At 43.4% G+C, this 19,462-nt stretch carries 15 protein-coding genes and 1 tRNA gene; 10 read left to right on the top strand and 6 right to left on the bottom strand.

The window, feature by feature from the left end; all coding sequences use genetic code 11:
- Nucleotides 1-138: 138 nt before the first annotated feature.
- The 6 genes from QWZ01_RS16125 to QWZ01_RS16150 form a co-directional block, all read right to left on the bottom strand.
- Entirely contained in the window at nt 139-489 is a 351-nt protein-coding gene (locus QWZ01_RS16125; RefSeq protein WP_290324971.1) for a Spx/MgsR family RNA polymerase-binding regulatory protein, read from the bottom strand.
- 9 nt (nt 490-498) lie between these two features.
- A complete protein-coding gene (locus QWZ01_RS16130; protein WP_290324973.1) occupies nt 499-2,946 on the bottom strand; it encodes a TonB-dependent receptor in 2,448 nt (815 codons plus the stop codon).
- 108 nt (nt 2,947-3,054) lie between these two features.
- The gene (gene pth, locus QWZ01_RS16135; RefSeq protein WP_290324975.1) at nt 3,055-3,615 is read right to left on the bottom strand and encodes an aminoacyl-tRNA hydrolase; all 561 of its coding nucleotides are present in this window, start codon (nt 3,613-3,615) and stop codon (nt 3,055-3,057) included.
- A 139-nt stretch (nt 3,616-3,754) separates the two neighbouring features.
- On the bottom strand, nt 3,755-4,339 hold the full coding sequence (locus tag QWZ01_RS16140; protein ID WP_290324977.1) for a 50S ribosomal protein L25/general stress protein Ctc: 585 nt from the start codon (nt 4,337-4,339) through the stop codon (nt 3,755-3,757).
- A 144-nt stretch (nt 4,340-4,483) separates the two neighbouring features.
- Nucleotides 4,484-5,428 (bottom strand): ribose-phosphate pyrophosphokinase, encoded by a 945-nt coding sequence (locus tag QWZ01_RS16145; RefSeq protein ID WP_290324979.1) that lies wholly within the window; start codon nt 5,426-5,428, stop codon nt 4,484-4,486.
- Between the two features lie 157 nt (nt 5,429-5,585).
- Nucleotides 5,586-5,656: transfer RNA gene (locus tag QWZ01_RS16150), tRNA-Gln, on the bottom strand.
- A 214-nt stretch (nt 5,657-5,870) separates the two neighbouring features.
- On the opposite strand from QWZ01_RS16150, the gene QWZ01_RS16155 reads away from it, so the two are divergent.
- The 10 genes from QWZ01_RS16155 to QWZ01_RS16195 all read left to right on the top strand — a co-directional run bounded on the left by QWZ01_RS16155 (nt 5,871) and on the right by QWZ01_RS16195 (nt 19,248).
- Complete coding sequence (locus QWZ01_RS16155; protein WP_290324980.1) at nt 5,871-9,008, top strand: glycosyltransferase family 117 protein; 3,138 nt, start codon at nt 5,871-5,873, stop codon at nt 9,006-9,008.
- Nucleotides 9,009-9,244: 236 nt separating this feature from the next.
- Nucleotides 9,245-9,784, top strand: coding sequence for an acyl-CoA thioesterase (locus QWZ01_RS16160; protein WP_290324982.1), 540 nt, complete (start codon nt 9,245-9,247; stop codon nt 9,782-9,784).
- Nucleotides 9,785-9,863: 79 nt separating this feature from the next.
- Nucleotides 9,864-10,067: a YqaE/Pmp3 family membrane protein gene (locus QWZ01_RS26090; RefSeq protein ID WP_290324984.1), complete on the top strand. Its 204-nt coding sequence runs from the start codon at nt 9,864-9,866 to the stop codon at nt 10,065-10,067.
- Between the two features lie 80 nt (nt 10,068-10,147).
- Nucleotides 10,148-11,494, top strand: a complete 1,347-nt coding sequence (locus tag QWZ01_RS16170; RefSeq protein WP_290324986.1) for a sigma-54-dependent transcriptional regulator — start codon at nt 10,148-10,150, stop codon at nt 11,492-11,494.
- Between the two features lie 283 nt (nt 11,495-11,777).
- Nucleotides 11,778-11,855, top strand: a complete 78-nt coding sequence (gene kdpF, locus QWZ01_RS26020; protein WP_169611101.1) for a K(+)-transporting ATPase subunit F — start codon at nt 11,778-11,780, stop codon at nt 11,853-11,855.
- An 11-nt stretch (nt 11,856-11,866) separates the two neighbouring features.
- Nucleotides 11,867-13,582, top strand: coding sequence for a potassium-transporting ATPase subunit KdpA (gene kdpA / locus QWZ01_RS16175; RefSeq protein ID WP_290324988.1), 1,716 nt, complete (start codon nt 11,867-11,869; stop codon nt 13,580-13,582).
- A gap of 2 nt (nt 13,583-13,584) precedes the next feature.
- Nucleotides 13,585-15,615 carry a potassium-transporting ATPase subunit KdpB gene (gene kdpB, locus QWZ01_RS16180; RefSeq protein WP_290324990.1) on the top strand — a complete coding sequence of 677 codons (2,031 nt, stop codon included), beginning with the start codon at nt 13,585-13,587 and terminating at the stop codon, nt 15,613-15,615.
- Nucleotides 15,616-15,677: 62 nt separating this feature from the next.
- Nucleotides 15,678-16,244 (top strand): K(+)-transporting ATPase subunit C, encoded by a 567-nt coding sequence (locus tag QWZ01_RS16185; protein ID WP_290324992.1) that lies wholly within the window; start codon nt 15,678-15,680, stop codon nt 16,242-16,244.
- 161 nt (nt 16,245-16,405) lie between these two features.
- Nucleotides 16,406-17,533: a sensor protein KdpD gene (locus tag QWZ01_RS16190; RefSeq protein ID WP_290324993.1), complete on the top strand. Its 1,128-nt coding sequence runs from the start codon at nt 16,406-16,408 to the stop codon at nt 17,531-17,533.
- Nucleotides 17,534-17,535: 2 nt separating this feature from the next.
- Complete coding sequence (locus tag QWZ01_RS16195) at nt 17,536-19,248, top strand: HAMP domain-containing sensor histidine kinase (protein ID WP_290324995.1); 1,713 nt, start codon at nt 17,536-17,538, stop codon at nt 19,246-19,248.
- The last annotated feature ends 214 nt before the right edge of the window (nt 19,249-19,462 follow it).

Below are 19,462 nucleotides of genomic sequence, written 5' to 3' on the forward strand. Positions count from 1 at the left end.
AAAACGATTGTTACGCGAATATTAATTGATAAAATGAGAAAATTTTCAAATTTGAGCTAAAAACAGGAAAGCCTATAAATCAGGTAGATATACATGATTTATAGGCTTAGCAACAGATTGTACGTTATAATTAAATTATCATTTCTTTAAAAAATGATCAGCGTATACTTTTTCGTCGAAACCAAAAAACAGGAAGTCTCCATCCTCAATCACAGGCCTTTTGATCATGCTTGTTTTTTGCTGTAATAAGGCAAGGGCATCGGCACTGGTTTTTACACTTTCCTTAACCTGCGGGTCAAGCTGTTTCCAGGTTAGGCCCTGCTTATTCATAAACTTTTCGTAACCGGCCTTACCTTCCCACTCCTGCAGCTTTTCGGCGCTTACACCCAGCTTTTTAAAATCCTGAAAATTATAATCAACCTTCTTTTCTTTTAACCAATCAAGGGCTTTTTTAACTGTATTGCAGTTGGTAATTCCGTAAACTTTCATGCTGCAAACTTAATTATTTGAACCGCTACTTTTGCCGCTATTTTTGGTATCATCGTTATTTATACTGCGCTGATTCTTTTTAATTTCACCGTTGAGCTTACCAAATTTGTAGTTAAGCCTGATAGCGAAATGACGGTACGGGTTATCGGTACTGGTACTCTGAATAAAATCGGGCGTGCGAGATGAGTTGGTATATGCCCTGTACTTACTATATGGGTTGTTGGCCACCAGGGTTACGGTAAACTTTTTGTTGAACAGGTCCTTAGCTACCGTATATGAGTTATATATAAAATTACTGGTTTTGCCCTGTAAATTAACATCGCCGCTAAAGAAACCGGCATTATAGCCTAACCTGTAGGTTTCGCCCAGTTTATAGGTAAAGCTGGCGAAAGCATTACCTATATATCCATCATTTTTAAAGAACTGACCGTTGTAAGTCCCCTTTAACCAAACGTGCGAAATCTGACCGTTCAAACTAACGGTAAGCGGTTTTACAATAGAAAAATTGGTATTTACATTAAAGCCCAGATTGCGGTTGCTGCCCAGGTTTTGGTATGTAGTATAGGTTACGCTATCGCGCAAGCTGCTCACATTTTGAATGGAATTATTGGAGAAAGCATAGCTTAAACCTACCGTAACCGATGCTTTTTTGAAATTGCTGTAGGTAAGTTCAAAAGTATTATTCAACTCCGGGCGCAGATCAGGATTACCGGTATTAATAAACTTAGGGTTTGACCGGTCAATAAACGGGTTAAGCTGGTATATGCCGGGGCGTTGGATACGCTGGGTGAACCCTAAGTTGATACTACTGCTTTTTAAACTGCGCTGTAATGATATTGATGGGATCAGGTTATTGTACCCTTTATCAAGTGGGGTGCCCATAAAATCGGCACTGATTGCGGTGTGTTCTATACGTAAGCCTGCCTTGGCTGTCCAGCCGGTTAATTTTATCTGGTACGAGTTGTAAACACTGGTAACATCCTGGTGGTAATCAAAGGTGCTAGTCTGGCTTTCGTTGGGTACGTATTCATTGGTGGTAGGGTCAAGGTCATCGCGTCCAAAATCACTGAAATTAGTACGAAGAATGGCCTTTGCACCTGCTTCAATGTTTATCTTTTTTAACGGATACACATAATCAAGCTGAATAGTATGTTCGCGATTACCGGCATTATTCCGCTGCCTGAAATCGGGATTATCCGTATCATCAAAATTAAAGCGGTTGGTAAATGCGTTGGTATTTGTTTGATCACTTGGCGAGTAGCTGTATTTGTATGACATGGTAAGCAACTCGTCTTTATGATTTTTAAAACTGCGCTGATAATTGACAGATATATCGGCCCCCTTATCTTTACTGTTATTGGTCACCAGGTTGCGGTAAGCCTGATCAAGTATCCCGGCACTGTTAGTGCGGTTTGATTGCAGTTGGCCGCTCTGATCAAAATGACCCTGAAAAATCTCAAATGAACCGGTAAGCAAATTCAGGCTATCTATTTCGTAACTCAGTTCGGCATTGGCGTATTTGTATTTGCCACCGAATGTATTGCTACCGTTTTGATTTAATATACTGGAAACTGCCTGGTTAACGAATTGCGTTTGCGTGTTATGCGTAGCTGCGGTAACATCCTTTTGAGTACCAAAGCCTGCGTAACCCGAAAGGCCAAACTTGCCCTGTTTTACCGTAGCATTCAGGTTATAGCCAGGGCCCCAAACCGTATTGTAGCGGGTATTGATGCTGCCGTTATATCCCTGATCTGCGTTTTTCTTGGTGATGATGTTGATGATACCGGTTAATCCTTCCGCATCATATTTAGCTGGTGGGGTGGTAATTACCTCAATCTTTTCGATATTGGTGGCGGGCATAGCCTTCAACACATCCGATGGATTTTTAGCCATCAATGCCGATTCCTTTCCGTTGATCAATATTTTATAGTTGCCGCTTCCTTTAAGCCTTATTTTATCATCGCCATCAACCGACAACAGAGGCACTTTGCGCATCATATCCAATGCAGAAACCGCTTTACTTTCCGGATCGGCGGTTACATCATAGCTCAGGCGATCAACCTCCTGTTTCATTACCGGCTTTACCGCGGTTATGGTTACTTCCTTTAACTCCTTATTGGAAGTGCCGAGCAAAATTTTGCCGGCATCAAACTCATTGCCGGTGAGTTTTACTGGTAAAACTCTGGTAGCGTATCCGATAAAGGCCACTACCAGCTGATAGGTTTTACCTTCGGGAGCTTTGAGTTCAAAAGTTCCGTTGTCTTTGGCAAGACTGCTTTTTACAGGCGCGTGTGTAGCGGCATCCTGCAGGGCTACTGTAACGTAACCAAGGGGCTTATTTTGGGCAGAATCGATGATAGTCCCTCTGACAGTAATACTCGGGGGCGAATTTTGTGTTTGGGCATAACCAAACGCTGAAAGGCAACAGCATAGCAAGATCAGTAAGAATTGTTTCATAAGGTATTTGGTGGATAAGACGTATCAAGTTAACCATCTGTTGCACAAATCGAAAACTATTTAACATATTTTAACTAAAAAATTAGTTTTAGGTGATGCCGGCACATTTTATTTGTTGTAACGAGTCATGGTAAGCTCGGTACCAATGGTAGTAAAGCTTTTGATCATCTCAATAGAGCGATCAATCAGGGCGGGGATCTCTGGCTTTTCATCATCATCAAAGCCGCTTAAAACGTAATCAACCTGTCGGCCTTTGGGGTAATTGTCGCCAACGCCAAAACGCAGGCGTGCATAGTTGTTATGGCCAAGGGTTGCCTCAATATGTTTAAGGCCATTGTGGCCCGCGGCGCTACCTTTCGGCTTAAGGCGCAAAGTGCCCAGCGGCAGGGCAATATCATCAACTAAAACCAATACATTTTCAACAGGGATCTTCAGCTCCTGCATCCAGTGGTTTAAAGCCTTTCCGCTTAGGTTCATATAGGTAGTAGGTTTAATGAGGTGCAAACCGCGGCCCTTGAATGATACCTCGGTATAATAAGCCAACCGCATATTATGAAACTTTGCCCCCTCCTGTTTGGCAAATTCATCTAATATCATAAAACCGATATTATGCCTGGTATCCGCATATTCCGGACCTATATTTCCTAAACCAACTATTAGATATTTCATGCCCCCTAACCCCCTAAAGGGGGATTTTTGATTTGCTTAATTTATGGCGAAGATATTATTTTAAAATAAAAAAGCGATAGACTTACATCTACCGCTTTTTTAAATGGGCTCTTGTTCCCCCTTTAGGGGGTTAGTGGGCTTATTTTTTGCCTGAAGCAGCTTCCTGCTCAGCCTGACGTAATGCACGTGAAGTGGTTACTGATACGATAGTATCTTCCTGGGCATTAGTGATAGTAAGGTTAGCAAGTTTAATTTCGCCTACTTTTACTGATTTACCAACTTCCAAAGCTTCAATGCTTACTTCAATAGCATCTAAATGATCTTTAGGTAATGCTTTGATGCGCAGTTTCCTTAATTTCTGAACTAATTTACCACCCACTTTAACACCTGGAGAAGTTCCGGTTAATTTAACCGGGATCTCGATAGAGATTGGTTTTTTCTCGTCAAGCAATAAAAAGTCAACGTGGATAATTTGCTCAGTTAAAGGGTGAAACTGAATATCTTTAATAATAGCTTGTGATTTAACACCAGCAACATCAAGATCGATGAAATGAACAACCGGAGTGTAAACTACGGCTCTCAAATCAGCTGCGGACACTGAAAAGTGGGTTTGAGTAGCCCCACCGTAAAGTACTGCAGGCACTAAGCCCTGGTAACGCAGTTCTTTAGCGTCTCTTTTCCCTACGTTCTCTCTTGGAGAACCGCTAATAGCAATTGATTTCATTTTTATATTTATTTATTTGTTATTTAAGTTTGTGGTTCATAGATCATTGTTCATGGTCTAATCCTCACAAGTTCTTTTTCCTTTTAATTGTTAGGAGCAACGGCATTTTTATGAACCATCAACTATGAACTAAAGGCCCCTATCTTAATCTATCTTAAACAACTGGCTTATTGAGCCATGTTCGTTTACATTGCCTATGGCTTTTGCAAACAGCTCGGCAGTTGAAAGTACTCTAATTTTTGAGCTCTGGTGTTTCAATGGTATGGTATCTGTCACTATCAGCTCGGCCAGGGCAGAGTTTTCGATAGTTTCATAAGCCTTACCTGATAAAACCGGGTGTGTACAAACCGCGCGAACACTACGTGCACCACGCTCCATAATTAAACCGGCCGCTTTAGCCAAAGTGCCTGCCGTATCACATATATCATCAATCAGTACAATATCCTGATCGGTAACATCGCCAATAAGCGTCATTGACTCAATTTCATTGGCGCGTTTGCGGCGTTTATCGCAAATAACCACTTCGGCGTTAAAAAACTTGGCGAAGCTGCGTGCCCTGTATGAGCCACCCATATCCGGCGAAGCAATGGTTAAGTTCTCAAGACCCAGGCTTTTGATATAAGGTACAAAAATGATAGATGCATCCAGGTGATCAACCGGTATATCAAAAAAGCCCTGTATCTGCGCTGCGTGCAGGTCCATGGTCATGATACGGTTAATACCTGCTGCAACCAGCAAATTGGCAACCAGCTTAGCACTAATGGCAACGCGTGGTTTATCTTTCCTGTCCTGACGGGCCAATCCAAAATAAGGGATAACGGCACTTACGTAGTGTGATGATGCACGGCGGGCGGCATCAATCATCATTAGTAATTCCATCAGGTTATCAGTAGGCTGGTGAGTGCTTTGAATCAGGAACACATCGCATCCCCTTACAGATTCATTAAAGTGCGGCTGAAATTCGCCATCACTAAAACGGGAGAGTACCACATCACCCAGGTCCCGGCCATAAGCATCAGCAATTTTTTTGGCGAGCTCCTTAGAGCCTGATCCTGCAAATAACTTAACGGGATTAAATTGTAATGGCATTTTTTTATTTGGGATTTGGGATTCCGGATTTCGGATTTTTAATCATCACGAGTCCGAATCTTGAAACGTAAAGCCTATATAAAAAAACAATTTCGGATTTCGACCTTTAAACCGGATTAAATCCGAAATTCAAAATCCGTAATCCGAAATTGAAATGTTGCCCGACCAGGATTCGAACCTAGACAAACGGTACCAAAAACCGTCGTACTACCATTATACTATCAGGCAATCTCCTTTGGTTTGTTATTTACTCCCCGAAAAGGAATGCAAATATAGGAGGATTTTTTTAACTCCAAAAAGAATTTTAAAAAAGTATTTTTAATCGGCTCCCAACACCAAAAAAGGGCCTAAAAGTGTTATTAAGGTACTTTTGGTTTCTTCATCATAATACTTTTATTAATTTCGGGCTGCATTAAACCTTTTTTTATCGTAATATTCAGACATGAACTACAGTAAGATCAACAATATATTTGGCTGGGTAGCCTTTATCATTGCTTCGTTAACGTATATTTTAACCTTAGAGCCGTCCTCAAGCTTTTGGGATTGTGGCGAGTTTATTGCCTGTATCTACCGTTTGCAGGTGGCCCACCAGCCGGGCGCACCATTGTTCACCATTATTGGTAAAGTTTTTACTCTGCTATCAATGGGCGATGTTACCAAGGTGGCCTACTGGGCCAATATGGCATCGGCACTGGCCAGCGGCGCTACCATCATGTTCCTGTTCTGGACTATTACCGCACTTGCTAAAAAGTTAATAGTTAAAAAAGGTGAAGACATAAGCCCTGCAAATCTGATCCTGATCATTGGCTCGGGCCTGGTAGGTGCTTTGGCTTATGCTTACTCAGATACCTTCTGGTTTTCGGCAGTGGAGTCGGAAGTTTACGCGCAATCATCATTATGTACAGCCATTGTATTTTGGGCCATATTAAAATGGGATGCCCACGCAGATGAGCAGCATGCCGATAAATGGATCGTATTTATAGCCTATGTAATGGGTCTTTCTATAGGTATCCACTTGTTAAACCTGCTGGTTATACCAGCCATTGCGCTGGTAATTTATTTCCGCAGGGCTAAAAACATCACTACTAAAGGTACTTTCTGGGCATTCTTCGCGGGTGTTGTAGCTGTGGCCTTTGTACTGTGGGGTGTTATCCAGTTCACCGTTAAAGGTGCTGCCTTTTCCGATCTGCTTTTTGTGAATACCCTGGGTATGGGCTTTGGCAGCGGGGCAATCATGTTTTTTGTATTGCTGATTGCCACCATAGTTTCGGGCATATATTATACCATTAAACCATTAAAACCTGTAATTATAGTATGTGCAGTATGCTTTATATTGGTATTGGGCATTAGCGCCGGTATTATTGGTGTGGTAGTTGGTATTGGTGTACTGGCCTTACTGGAGTATGTAGTAAAGATTCGCGAAAGGCGTTTTGCATTAAATACCTTTTTAATTTGCCTGCTGTTTATATTGTTTGGTTACAGCTCGTTTGTAATGATCGTGGTAAGGGCAAAAGCAAACCCTAACCTTAATAACAGCGATCCTGAAAATGCCTTCGCGCTTAACAGCTACCTGAATCGTGATCAGTATGGCGATACTCCTTTATTATATGGTCAGTTCTTTGACTCTACCCCTACCGAGCAAACTGAAGGAGCCAACATTTACCGTCGCGGCGAAACCAAGTATGAAATTGCAGGTAAAAAACTTACAACCGTTTATGACCGCAATACCCCTTTTCCGCGTATGTTTAGCGATAAGGCCGGTCACCCCGAATTTTACCGTTCATGGAGCCATTTGGCCGAAGGTGAAAAACCAACCTTTGCCACTAACCTGGGCTTTTTTGGCAGCTGGCAGGTTAACCAGATGTATACCCGTTACTTTTTATGGAACTTTGTTGGCCGTACTAATGATTTGGATGGCCAAACCAGCAACAGCGGCATTGATGGTAACTGGATAAGCGGACTGAACTTTAAAAAGCCTCTGCCTTACTCGGTAACCGAAAGCAAAAGCTATAACCGTTTATTCTTTTTACCACTTATAATTGGTCTGATAGGCTTATTCTTCCATTTTTGGCGCGATCAAAAGAACGCCGGTGTTGTGGCCGTGCTGTTTTTCTTTACCGGTTTGGCCATTGTGCTATACCTGAATCAGGACCCTCTGCAACCACGCGAGCGTGATTATGCATATGCCGGTTCGTTTTATGCCTTTGCTATTTGGATAGGTTTGGGCGTGCTGGGCATTGCCGATTTCCTGAGCAAAAAAGTGAATGCCAGAACAAGCGCCGTTATAGCTACTGTAGTTTGCTTACTGGCAGCCCCTGTATTAATGGCTAACCAGGAATGGGACGATCATGACCGCTCAACCAAGCTTACGCCGCATGATATGGCTTATAACTACCTTAACTCCTGCGCGCCGAATGCTATCCTGTTCACATATGGCGATAACGATACCTACCCGCTTTGGTACATCCAGGAGGTGGAGAATGTACGCCCCGATGTGCGTATTGTTAACTTAAGCTTACTGGGTACAGATTGGTACATCCGCGGTATGAAAAATAAAATGAATCAATCGGAGCCGCTGCCTATCAGCATGCCTAATGATAAGTTTAAACCGGGGGTGCGTGATGTTATTTACTATAACGATCAGAAAGTTGCCGGCCACGTGGAGCTGAAAGAGGTTTTTGACTTCATGACCTCTGACGATAAAGCCGCAATGGTTGAATATAATAATGGTGATGTTACCAATTACCTGCCTACTAAAAACTTTAAAATAACCGTCAACCCCGATGAAGTGGTGCAAACCGGCACAGTTCCGGCGGCACAAAAAGATAAGATAACCACCGAAATGGACTGGACATTTGGCGGTCGTTATGTTACCAAGGATGTGCTGGCCATGATGGATATCCTATCGCACAATAACTGGAAACGCCCAATTTATTTTTCGGTAACGGTACCTAATGATAACATGATAGGCCTTGATAAATTTTTGTACAACGAGGGCTTCGCATATCGTTTAATGCCACTGAAGCCTGATACAGCTGCAAGTCCGCTGGAAACGAGCAACACGCCGGTGATGTATCAAAACATGATGACCAAGTTTAAATGGGGAAACATGAAAAACGCCCGCTATCTGGATCATGAATCCATGACCATGTTTTATCCGCTCATCAGCAGGCTTTATTCCAACCTGGCCGATAACCTAACCAAAGAAGGCCATACTGATCAGGCCAAAAACGTGCTGGCAAAATATGATGAGGTAATGCCGGGCATCATCAACTCAACCGAAGTTGCAGTACGTAAATACTACATGATTGAAAGCGCCTACCGCCTGGGCGATATTGCCCTTGCCAATAAACTATCAAACCAGGTTGATGATTATGTAACCAACTCGCTTGATTACAACTATGAACTACTAAAAAATGGTGAAACCAGCGTTGAGAACCGCGATATACAATATTCCATGTCGATACTGAGCGGTTTGGTTGGCTTTACTAAAGACTTCAAACAACCTGCATTAAATGCCAAATTCAGCAATCAGCTGAAAGGCTACGAAAGCAAATTTGGAGCTGCGCCAAGGCAATAAGCATTAATTATAAAATAAAAAGGGAGGGCTTTATAAGAGTCCTCCCTTTTTTGTTAGCGGGTTTGGATTTTTTCTGATATAACTTTTCATGAAGTGTGCTTTCCGGAGTACCAGCACATCTTATGGAGAAACGAAGCAATGACGCGTGTTTTATCACTTGGTATCATTCAGGGAGTGATAACTGGGTGAGTCTACCTCTTCCTAAAAAACGTATCTTTGCATAAAAGAAACCATATATGACAGGAAAAGCGCCCAAAGAATCATACACCATCATGAACGAACTGGTATTACCCAATGATACCAACACCTTAAACAACTTGATGGGTGGGCGCCTGCTGCACTGGATGGATATAGCCGCGGCCATATCCGCGCAAAAACATTGCAACCGTATTGTGGTAACAGCTTCGGTGGATAACGTATCATTCCAGTCACCGATTAAACTGGGTGATGTGATCAGTATAGAAGCTAAGGTTACCCGTGCATTCACCACCTCGGTTGAGGTACGTATGGATGTATGGGCACAGAATATACCATCGGGCACCAAAGTAAAAAGTAACGAGGCTTATTACACCTTTGTAGCACTTGACGGCGATGGCAAAAAAACAACCGTACCTGCCCTGATCCCTGAAACCGATGATGAAATAGCCCTTTTTGAAGGAGCGCTGCGCCGCCGCCAGCTAAGGCTCATTTTGGGTGGCAAAATGCTGCCTAATGATGCTACAGAGCTAAAAGCACTCTTTTTTGGCGAACAGCTTCCGCTAAACCTGCGCGATTAATTATTGCAGTAACAAAAAAGTATTTGCATGCTCTAAATAGTGATGATACGTTGTATCACGGCTTTTAAATTTTATTGCCATGAGATACTTTTTATGTTTTTTACTGCCTCCGCTGGCTATATTAACCACTGGCAGAATTGGCGCATTTATTCTGAATATATTGTTAACTCTCTGTTTCTGGATTCCGGGGGTTATACACGCTATACTGGTAACCAACGATTACTACGACGCTAAAAGGCACCGCCAACTGATGCGTGCGACCCGCCGGGCAGGACGTTGGTAAAACCCTGTTGTTCATAAAATCATCAACGAAATCATCGTGATCACCATAATCAACGGTCAAAATTTGTCATATTTGCTGTGATGCAAAAAGGCAAACTGTTAATTATCGACGACGAGGAACGGCTGCGAAACCTGCTGGCGCGTATCCTGCAACTGGAAGGACACGAAGTAATTACCGCGGCAAACGCTAAAGAAGGGTTACGCAAATTACAACAGGAACAGATACAGGTGGTACTGAGCGATGTTAAACTGCCCGATATTGATGGCATAACCCTTTCCGAAACCATTAAAAAAACATACCCTGCTTCCGAAATCATAGTGCTTACCGCCTACGGTACCATTAATGATGGCGTAAAGGCCATAAAAGCAGGTGCCTTTGATTATATAACCAAAGGCGATGATAACGAAAAGATAATCCCCCTGGTGAGCAAGGCCATGGATAAGGCCCTGCTACAGCAAACGGTAATTGAGCTGCAAAGCAAGCTTAATGATAAATTTGGCTTCGACAGACTCATCGGCAAATCGACAGCGATAAGTGATGTGATCAAACTGGCCCAAAAGGTGGCCCTTACTGATACCACTGTTTTACTACTGGGCGAAACCGGCACAGGCAAAGAGATTTTTGCCGAAGCTATTCACCAGGCCAGCAAGCGCAGCGCTAAATCATTTGTGGCGGTAAATTGCAGTGCTTTTACTAAGGAACTATTGGAGAGCGAGCTGTTTGGTCATAAAGCCGGTTCATTTACCGGGGCACTGAAAGATAAGAAGGGATTGTTTGAGGAAGCTAATGGCGGCACCATATTTTTAGATGAAATTGGTGAGCTTGACCATGATCTGCAAGCCAAATTACTCCGTGTGCTGGAATCGCAGCAGTTTTTAAAAATAGGCGATACCAAACCTACCCAAGTTAATGTGCGCATACTGGCTGCCACCAACCGTAACCTGCAAACAGAAATAACCGAAGGCAATTTCCGGTCAGATCTGTTTTACCGCTTATCGGTTTTCCAGATCACGCTGCCCGCCCTGCGCGAGCGTAAAAAAGACATCAAGCTACTGGCCGAATATTTTATGCAGTACTTTGCCCTGAAGGTTAAAAAACAGATCAATAAACTAAGCGATGAATTTGTTGATAAACTGGAAGCCTACAGTTGGCCCGGCAATATCCGCGAGCTAAAAAACATCATTGAACGCGCGGTTATCCTTACCGATAATAATATCCTGGATGAAAGCCTGCTGCCTTATGAAATTCAGCAGCAACAGGTAAAATCAGGCAGCCCGCTATCGGCATTTGATCTTTCATCGGTAGAAAAACTGCATATACAGCGTGTACTGAACCATACCCACGGCAACCGCGCCGAAGCAGCTCATTTGCTAAACATAGGCGTAGCTACGCTTTATCGTAAACTTAAAGAGTATGGGTTAGAGTAAAACAATATTTTCACAACTACCCAATTCCCACTTTGATAACCGTTTATCATTTTGATAGACTTATTAAGGCTTGAAAATTCCTGGCAATTACATAAAAACCTATTAATCGGCTGTATTAAAGCCTTTTAATAGGTTTCGTTATTTTATGGCATCTGCTTGGTAAAGCACCAGTAAAAACTAATACTATGGATGTTTTACAAGTTGTTATTTATGTAGTGGCCTTCATAGCCATCTTCTGGCTCTTTTTTAAATCAGTTAGTTACTTCGAAAAAATCTAATCACCATGATCGCATTATTCATTGTGGCCATAGCCGTGTTCATATACATGGTGTACGTGCTGCTTAAACCCGAAAAATTTTAATTATATAACCCATGAACTCTGAAATTTCAGGTGTAATATTTACCTACCTGCTCACGCTTGCACTGGCTATACCATTGGGCCGCTACATAGCCCGCGTTTTTAAAGGCGAAAAAACATGGCTTGATTTTATGGCCCCTGTTGAACGTTTCATTTTCCGTTTCAGCGGTATTGATACCAAAAAGGAAATGAACTGGAAACAGCATTTATTTGCCCTGCTTACCATTAACAGCGTGTGGCTTATTTATGCATTTATTTGTTTAATGGCCCAGGGCCATCTGCCACTTAACCCTGATGCAAACCCGGGCCAATCGGCAGATACGGCTTTCAATACTGCTATCAGCTTTTTGGTAAACTGTAACCTGCAGCACTACTCGGGCGAAAGCGGCGCCACTTACTTTACACAGCATTTTGTGTTTATGTTCCTGCACTTTGTTTCGGCTGCTACAGGTATTGCCGCGTTGATCGTAGTATTCAGGGCCTTGAAAGATAAAGTGACCGACAAACTGGGTAACTTTTGGGATTACTTTGTAAAAACCATTACCCGTGTGTTACTGCCTATATCTTTTGTAATAGCGGTTATATTAGCCTTTAACGGTATGACTACCAGCTATGCCGGTAAAGATACTTTCATTAGTATGCAGGGCGATACAGTTCACGTATCCCGCGGACCGGTTGCCGCGTTGGTTGCCATCAAACACTTAGGTACAAACGGCGGCGGCTGGTTTGGTGCCAACTCCGCCCACCCTATCGAAAACCCTAATTATTTAACCAATATTACCGAACTGGTGGCGCAAACCTTAATACCTGTTGCATTGGTATTTGCGCTTGGTTTTTATCTTAATAAGAAAAAATTCGCCTACGTCATATTCGGTGTCATGACACTGGGAATGCTCATGCTGCTTATCCCAACCATGAATGCCGAACTGAACGGCAATCCGGCCATTGCCAAAATGGGTATCAGTCAGCCAACTGGCGCCATGGAAGGCAAGGAAGTGCGTTTTGGCCCGGCCAGCTCTGCTTACTGGAGTATTATAACTACGGTAATATCAACAGGATCTATAAACTCCATGCATGATAGCGCCATGCCTGTATCAGGTATTATGATGATGCTGGGTATGATGGTAAACTGCTTTTACGGTGGCTGCGGTGTAGGTATCCTTAACTTTTACATTTTTATAATCATAGCGGTGTTTATATCGGGACTGATGGTAGGCCGAACCCCCGAGTTTTTCGGTCGTAAAATTGAGGCCCGGGAAATGAAGATAGCCTCGCTGATCGCCCTGCTCCATCCTTTTATCATATTGGTAGGTTTGGCCATATCATCATATGTATTGGTACACATGCCAAATGCCGATTGGGCAGTAAAACCATCGGCCTGGTTAAATAACCCGGGCAGTCACGGCTTTTCAGAAATGCTGTATGAATATACCTCATCGGCAGCCAATAACGGTTCGGGCTTTGAAGGTTTGGGCGATGGTAACATATTCTGGAATTTCACAACAGGTATTGTGATGATCCTGGGCAGGTTTTTACCAATTATTGGCCCGCTGGCAATTGCCGGTTTGTTAGCCAATAAAAAATACATCCCAGAATCGGCCGGAACATTAAAGAGCGATACCTCAACTTTTGGGGTGATGATATTCGCGGTGATCGTCATTATTGCTGCCCTGTCATTCTTCCCGTCATTAGCATTAGGTCCAATTGCCGAACATTTTTCATTAAGATAATCATGAACTCAAATCAAAATACATTATTCCAGGGCGATCAAATGAAGGAGGCTTTTAAGCAGTCATTTATCAAACTGAACCCACGCGTACTGTTCCGCAACCCGGTAATGTTTACCGTTGAGATAGGAACCTTCGTGATGCTTATTGTGAGCATTTATTCTTTTGCCAATAAAGGCCAGGGAAGCTTTGCTTACAACCTAACCGTATTCATCGTTTTACTATTAACTGTTCTGTTCGCTAATTTCGCCGAAGCAATTGCCGAGGCACGCGGTAAAGCGCAGGCCGAAAGCCTGCGCAAAACCCGCGAAGAAACACCTGCCCGTTTGCTGGTTAATGGCAAGGAAGAACGGGTAATGTCATCGCAACTGAAAAAAGGTGATATTTTTATCTGCGAAACCGGTGATAACATCCCAACCGACGGTGAGATTATTGAGGGTATTGCTACCATTGATGAATCGGCCATTACTGGTGAATCGGCCCCGGTAATCCGTGAGGCAGGCGGCGATAAATCATCAGTAACAGGCGGTACCAAGGTATTATCCGACAGGATAAAAGTAATGGTAACCACCCAGCCCGGCGAAAGCTTCCTGGATAAGATGATCGCCCTTGTTGAAGGAGCTTCGCGCCAGAAAACACCTAACGAAATAGCTTTAACTATTCTGTTAGCTGGTTTTACGCTGATATTCGTGATCGTGTGCGTTACGCTGAAACCCTTTGGCGATTATGCCAACACCCCTATCACCATAGCGGCATTTATATCCCTGTTCGTTTGTTTGATCCCTACTACCATTGGTGGTCTGTTATCTGCCATCGGTATCGCAGGTATGGACAGGGCATTGCGTGCCAACGTAATCACCAAATCGGGTAAAGCTGTGGAAACCGCAGGCGATTTGGATACCTTGCTGTTGGATAAAACAGGTACCATCACCATAGGTAACCGTAAGGCCACTCAATTTTGGCCAGCATTGGGCATCTCACCCGATGTACTGATCAATGCAGCGGTATTAGCATCCCTTGCCGATGAAACTCCGGAAGGCAAGTCCATCATTGAGCTGGCTGGTCATGATAAGGCTTTTTTAGATGTTAAAGCTCCCGAAGGTTCGGTATTTATCAAATTCACTGCCGAAACACGCTCAAGCGGTATTGATACGCCGGATGGTTTGAAGATCCGTAAAGGCGCTTTTGATTCGATGCGTAACCTGGCTCATAAAGCCGATAAACGGGTTCCGGAAGAGGTGGAAGAATGTGTAAAACGCGTAGCCTCAAACGGTGGTACACCACTGGTAGTTGCCCAAAACAGCGAAATTTTAGGTGTTATAGAATTGCAGGACATTATTAAAACCGGCATTGCCGAGCGTTTTGAGCGCCTGCGCAAAATGGGGGTAAAAACTGTAATGGTAACAGGTGACAACCCACTCACCGCCAAATTTATTGCCGAAAAAGCCGGTGTAGATGATTTTATTGCCGAGGCCAAGCCTGAGGATAAAATGAACTACATTAAAAAAGAACAGCAGGGCGGTAAGCTGGTAGCCATGATGGGCGACGGTACAAATGATGCCCCCGCACTGGCCCAGGCCGATGTAGGTGTAGCCATGAACAGCGGTACACAAGCGGCCAAAGAAGCCGGTAACATGGTGGATTTGGATAACGACCCTACTAAACTTATTGAAATTGTGGAGATAGGTAAGCAGTTGCTCATGACCCGCGGCACGCTTACCACCTTCTCCATCGCTAATGACGTGGCCAAATATTTCGCCATTGTTCCGGCTTTGTTCATGGTATCCATACCATCACTAAGGGCTCTTAACGTGATGGCGTTGCACAGCCCCGAATCGGCAATTTTATCAGCAGTAATTTTCAATGCTATTATTATTCCGTTGCTGATACCGCTGGCCCTTAAAGGTGTGGAGTATAAGCCAATTGGTGCCAGCGCTTTATTACGCCGCAACCTGCTGATCTATGGTTTGGGCGGAGTGCTTATCCCATTTATAGGTATAAAGTTGATTGACCTTGCCGTTGGGTTGTTTATATAAGTGAAAAAGTTCTAAGAATTTAAATCACTAATTCAATAAATCATTATTCAATAATTATAAAGATGAAAACATATTTGTTGCCCTCATTAAAGTTAACGCTCCTATTGATCGTGATACTTGCAGGCATATACCCTTTAGCTATAGCAGGTGTAGGAAAATTAACACCGGGACACGGAGATGGCGAAACCATCCAATACAAAGGGCGTACAGTTGGTTACGCCCTTATAGGCCAAAAATTTACTAAGGATGAATACTTCTGGGGTCGCCCATCGGCTGTTGATTATAATGCGGCCGGTTCGGGAGGTTCAAACAAGGGCCCATCAAACCCCGATTATCTGAAACAGGTTGATGAGCGTATTGCCGATTTTATGAAGCATAACCCAGGAGTAACCCGTGAACAGATCCCGGCAGAACTGGTTACAGCATCGGGCAGTGGTCTTGATCCCGATCTTTCGCCTGCAGGTGCCCAGGTACAGGTTGCACGTATTGCTAAAATACGCGGCGTATCGGCACAGCAATTAGCACAGTTGGTTAATGAGCATACAGAAAAACCATGGTTAGGCATGTTTGGCCCGGCTAAGGTAAATGTGCTTAAGTTGAACATAGCTTTAGATGAGCTTAAGAAATAGTACGGATTGTTTTGTAATTAATTTAGGTTGTTAATTATAAATTTTGGTTTGATTGACGTCCGTGCTATAAAAGGGGATTTTTCGGAATCTCCTTTTATTAGTTTTAATACAATTTATAGTATATCATTGATCATGAAATTGAAAGGTAAGGCATACCAATCATGAGTGAAGAAAAAGAACAATCGGTTGAGCATTTTCTGGAACTGATAAAGCGTTCGCGAAGAGGTAAATTTAAGGTTTACATAGGCATGAGCGCTGGTGTTGGCAAAACCTACCGCATGCTGCTGGAGGCCCAGGCACTGCTGCGCAATGGCATCGATGTTAAAATAGGTTATATTGAAACCCATAACCGAAAGGAAACCGTAACCCAGTTAGAGGGCCTGCCCCTGATACCCCGCCGCAAGCTGTTTTATAAAGGTAAGGAACTGGAAGAGATGGATCTGAAGGCCATCATTAGCCTGCGGCCCGAAGTGGTGATTGTTGATGAGCTTGCCCATACCAATATTGAGGGCAGCAAAAACGAAAAGCGCTGGCAGGATGTGGTAGAGATATTGAACGCGGGTATCAACGTGATCAGCGCGGTGAATATACAGCACATGGAAAGCCTGAACGAAGAGGTTGAACGCATAACCGGGGCCACCATTAATGAACGTATCCCCGATAAGGTTTTGCAAATGGCAGATGAGGTGGTTAATATCGACCTTACCGCCGATGAACTGATTGACAGGCTGAAGGAAGGCAAGATATACGATGCTACAAAAGTTCCGCTGGCGCTGAATAATTTTTTTCAGTCAGACAGGATATTGCAGCTGCGTGAGCTGGCCCTGCGCGAGGTGGCGCACCAGGTTGAACGGAAAATTGATACTGAAATACCTAAAAACATTAAACTACGGCCCGAGCTTTTTCTGGCCTGTATCAGCACCAATGATGAATCGGCCAAGGTAATTATCCGTAAAACGGCGCGGTTGTCGTCATATTACCGGTCAAAATGGTTATTGCTGTATGTACAAACAGCAAGGGAAAGCAGCGACAAGATAAACCTGGCCTCGCAGCGGCACCTGATCAATAACATGAAGCTGGCTACCCAGTTAGGTGCCGAAGTATTGAAAATAAAAAGTGATAACATAGCCAAAACTATTTGGGAAACAGCCGAAAAACATGAGGTAACTACCATTTGCATAGGGAAACCACGATTTAAATTTTACCAGGTGATCATGAAAACAGCCATATTTACCCAACTACTAAATAAAATGTCAAAAACTGATATCGATCTTGTAATACTATCATAGCCATGACCATTAAAAATAAACTCCGTACCGGCATAGGTTTTTTGTTTGTACTGGCATTAATATGCTGCGGCTTATCCATCTATTTTCTGAATCGCCTTTCGGCAGATGCAGGGGTGATATTAAAGGATAACTATAAATCGTTACAATACGGGCAGCAGATATTAACAGTAATTGATGCTAACAACGGCCCGCTCAGCCAGGCGCAGTTAAAGCTGATTGATAAAAATCTGAGCCTGCAACAAAAAAACGTTACCGAAGCAGGTGAAGGCCGCTTCACCGATTCATTGAGCGCGGTGTACGAAAAAATAAAGATGTTTAACCAGAACCCGGCCCAGCAGGCTGCTTTGCGTGTGCAGGCCAGGCAATTGGTTTACGGCATTATGCAGCTTAATATGAACGGTATATCGCGCAAAAATGATGTGGCCACGCATACGGCCAGCCGTGCTACCATATTGGTTGCTTTTTGCGGCGCGTTTTTGTTTTTGGTTGCCTTTAGTTTTGCAGTGAACTTCCCAGGTTATATAGCTAATCCGCTTAAAGAGTTAACTGCCCGTATCAAAGAGGTATCAAATCGTAATTATCATCAGCAAATACATTTTGAATCTGACGATGAATTTGGCGAATTGGGGCAAGCCTTTAACACCATGACCAAAAAGCTGGATGAATTTGAGAACAGCAACCTGGCCAGTATCCTGTTTGAAAAGAAACGGATAGAAACCATCATCAACAGCATGCACGATGCCATTTTGGGTTTGGACGAGAAACTCATCATCATATTTGCCAATGAGGTAGCCTGTACCCTGATCGGTATGAGTGCCGAGCAGCTGAACGGTCGGTACGCACCGGATATAGCCCTTGAAAACGACCTGCTGCGTAACCTGCTGGTAAACGATCAGCCCAAACTGAAGATATTTGCTGATAATCGCGAAAGCTTCTACTCGCGCGAATCATTATCGGTGAACAGCAAAGGGAAAGTTATCGGTAAAGTGATCATCCTGAAAAACATCACAGAATATCAGCAGTTGGATGAGGCCAAAACCAATTTCATAGCCACCATCTCGCACGAGCTGAAAACGCCTATATCATCCATAAAAATGAGTTTAAAGTTACTGGACGATAGCCGTATCGGAGCCGTGAACACCGAGCAAAAACAGTTGTTGGAAAACATTGATGATGACGCCCGCCGCCTGTTGCAAATAACCGGCGAACTGCTGGATATGGCACAGGTTGAAACCGGTAAGCTACAGCTTAATTTCGGCAGTACGCATCCTAAAAACATTGTTGACTATGCGGTGCGGGCCATCAAATTCACTGCCGATCAAAAGCAGGTAGCCATTAATGTAAATTGTGACGAGAACCTGCCTGAGGTACATGCCGATCTGGATAAAAGCACCTGGGTGCTCATCAACCTGCTCTCGAATGCCATAAAATATAGCCACGAAAAATCAACAGTGGAGCTGGTAGTTAAAAAGCACCATAATGATGAAATAGAGTTTTCGGTTCAGGATCATGGTAAAGGAATTGAAGAGCAATATCTGTCGCGCCTGTTTGAGCGTTACTTTAAAGTACCCAACGCCAGTGCCGATCAAACCGGAACAGGCCTCGGCCTAGCCATAGCCAAAGATTTTATCGAAGCACAATCGGGCCAAATACATGTAGACAGCGAATTAGGTGCAGGAAGCAAGTTTACGTTTACGCTGAAGCGGATAGCTTAGGTAATTTTCCTCCAAACAGAATTTTCCACGCATCAAGAGAGGGCAAGAACCCCCTCTAAATCTCCCTCAAAGGGGGAGACTTTAACATGCTTTTTTAAGCTCTCTCCTTTAGGAGGGTTGGGTGAGGCTTTTGCTTCGTGCTTGGCGATGACGCGTTTATATTTCCCACTCATCTTTCAACTTTGTTAAAAGGTGGGATGGGAAATTATCTAAA

It is taken from the genome of Mucilaginibacter aquaedulcis (genome assembly GCF_030409325.1).
Lineage (GTDB): Bacteria > Bacteroidota > Bacteroidia > Sphingobacteriales > Sphingobacteriaceae > Mucilaginibacter > Mucilaginibacter aquaedulcis.

Excerpts from the sequence above, each read along its gene's own strand:
- QWZ01_RS16125 (WP_290324971.1), bottom strand. The coding sequence starts at position 489 with ATGAAAGTTTACGGAATTACCAACTGCAATACAGTTAAAAAAGCCCTT.
- QWZ01_RS16130 (WP_290324973.1), bottom strand. The coding sequence starts at position 2,946 with ATGAAACAATTCTTACTGATCTTGCTATGCTGTTGCCTTTCAGCGTTT.
- pth (WP_290324975.1), bottom strand. The coding sequence starts at position 3,615 with ATGAAATATCTAATAGTTGGTTTAGGAAATATAGGTCCGGAATATGCG.
- QWZ01_RS16140 (WP_290324977.1), bottom strand. The coding sequence starts at position 4,339 with ATGAAATCAATTGCTATTAGCGGTTCTCCAAGAGAGAACGTAGGGAAA.
- QWZ01_RS16145 (WP_290324979.1), bottom strand. The coding sequence starts at position 5,428 with ATGCCATTACAATTTAATCCCGTTAAGTTATTTGCAGGATCAGGCTCT.
- QWZ01_RS16155 (WP_290324980.1), top strand. The coding sequence starts at position 5,871 with ATGAACTACAGTAAGATCAACAATATATTTGGCTGGGTAGCCTTTATC.
- QWZ01_RS16160 (WP_290324982.1), top strand. The coding sequence starts at position 9,245 with ATGACAGGAAAAGCGCCCAAAGAATCATACACCATCATGAACGAACTG.
- QWZ01_RS26090 (WP_290324984.1), top strand. The coding sequence starts at position 9,864 with ATGAGATACTTTTTATGTTTTTTACTGCCTCCGCTGGCTATATTAACC.
- QWZ01_RS16170 (WP_290324986.1), top strand. The coding sequence starts at position 10,148 with ATGCAAAAAGGCAAACTGTTAATTATCGACGACGAGGAACGGCTGCGA.
- kdpF (WP_169611101.1), top strand. The coding sequence starts at position 11,778 with ATGATCGCATTATTCATTGTGGCCATAGCCGTGTTCATATACATGGTG.
- kdpA (WP_290324988.1), top strand. The coding sequence starts at position 11,867 with ATGAACTCTGAAATTTCAGGTGTAATATTTACCTACCTGCTCACGCTT.
- kdpB (WP_290324990.1), top strand. The coding sequence starts at position 13,585 with ATGAACTCAAATCAAAATACATTATTCCAGGGCGATCAAATGAAGGAG.
- QWZ01_RS16185 (WP_290324992.1), top strand. The coding sequence starts at position 15,678 with ATGAAAACATATTTGTTGCCCTCATTAAAGTTAACGCTCCTATTGATC.
- QWZ01_RS16190 (WP_290324993.1), top strand. The coding sequence starts at position 16,406 with ATGAGTGAAGAAAAAGAACAATCGGTTGAGCATTTTCTGGAACTGATA.
- QWZ01_RS16195 (WP_290324995.1), top strand. The coding sequence starts at position 17,536 with ATGACCATTAAAAATAAACTCCGTACCGGCATAGGTTTTTTGTTTGTA.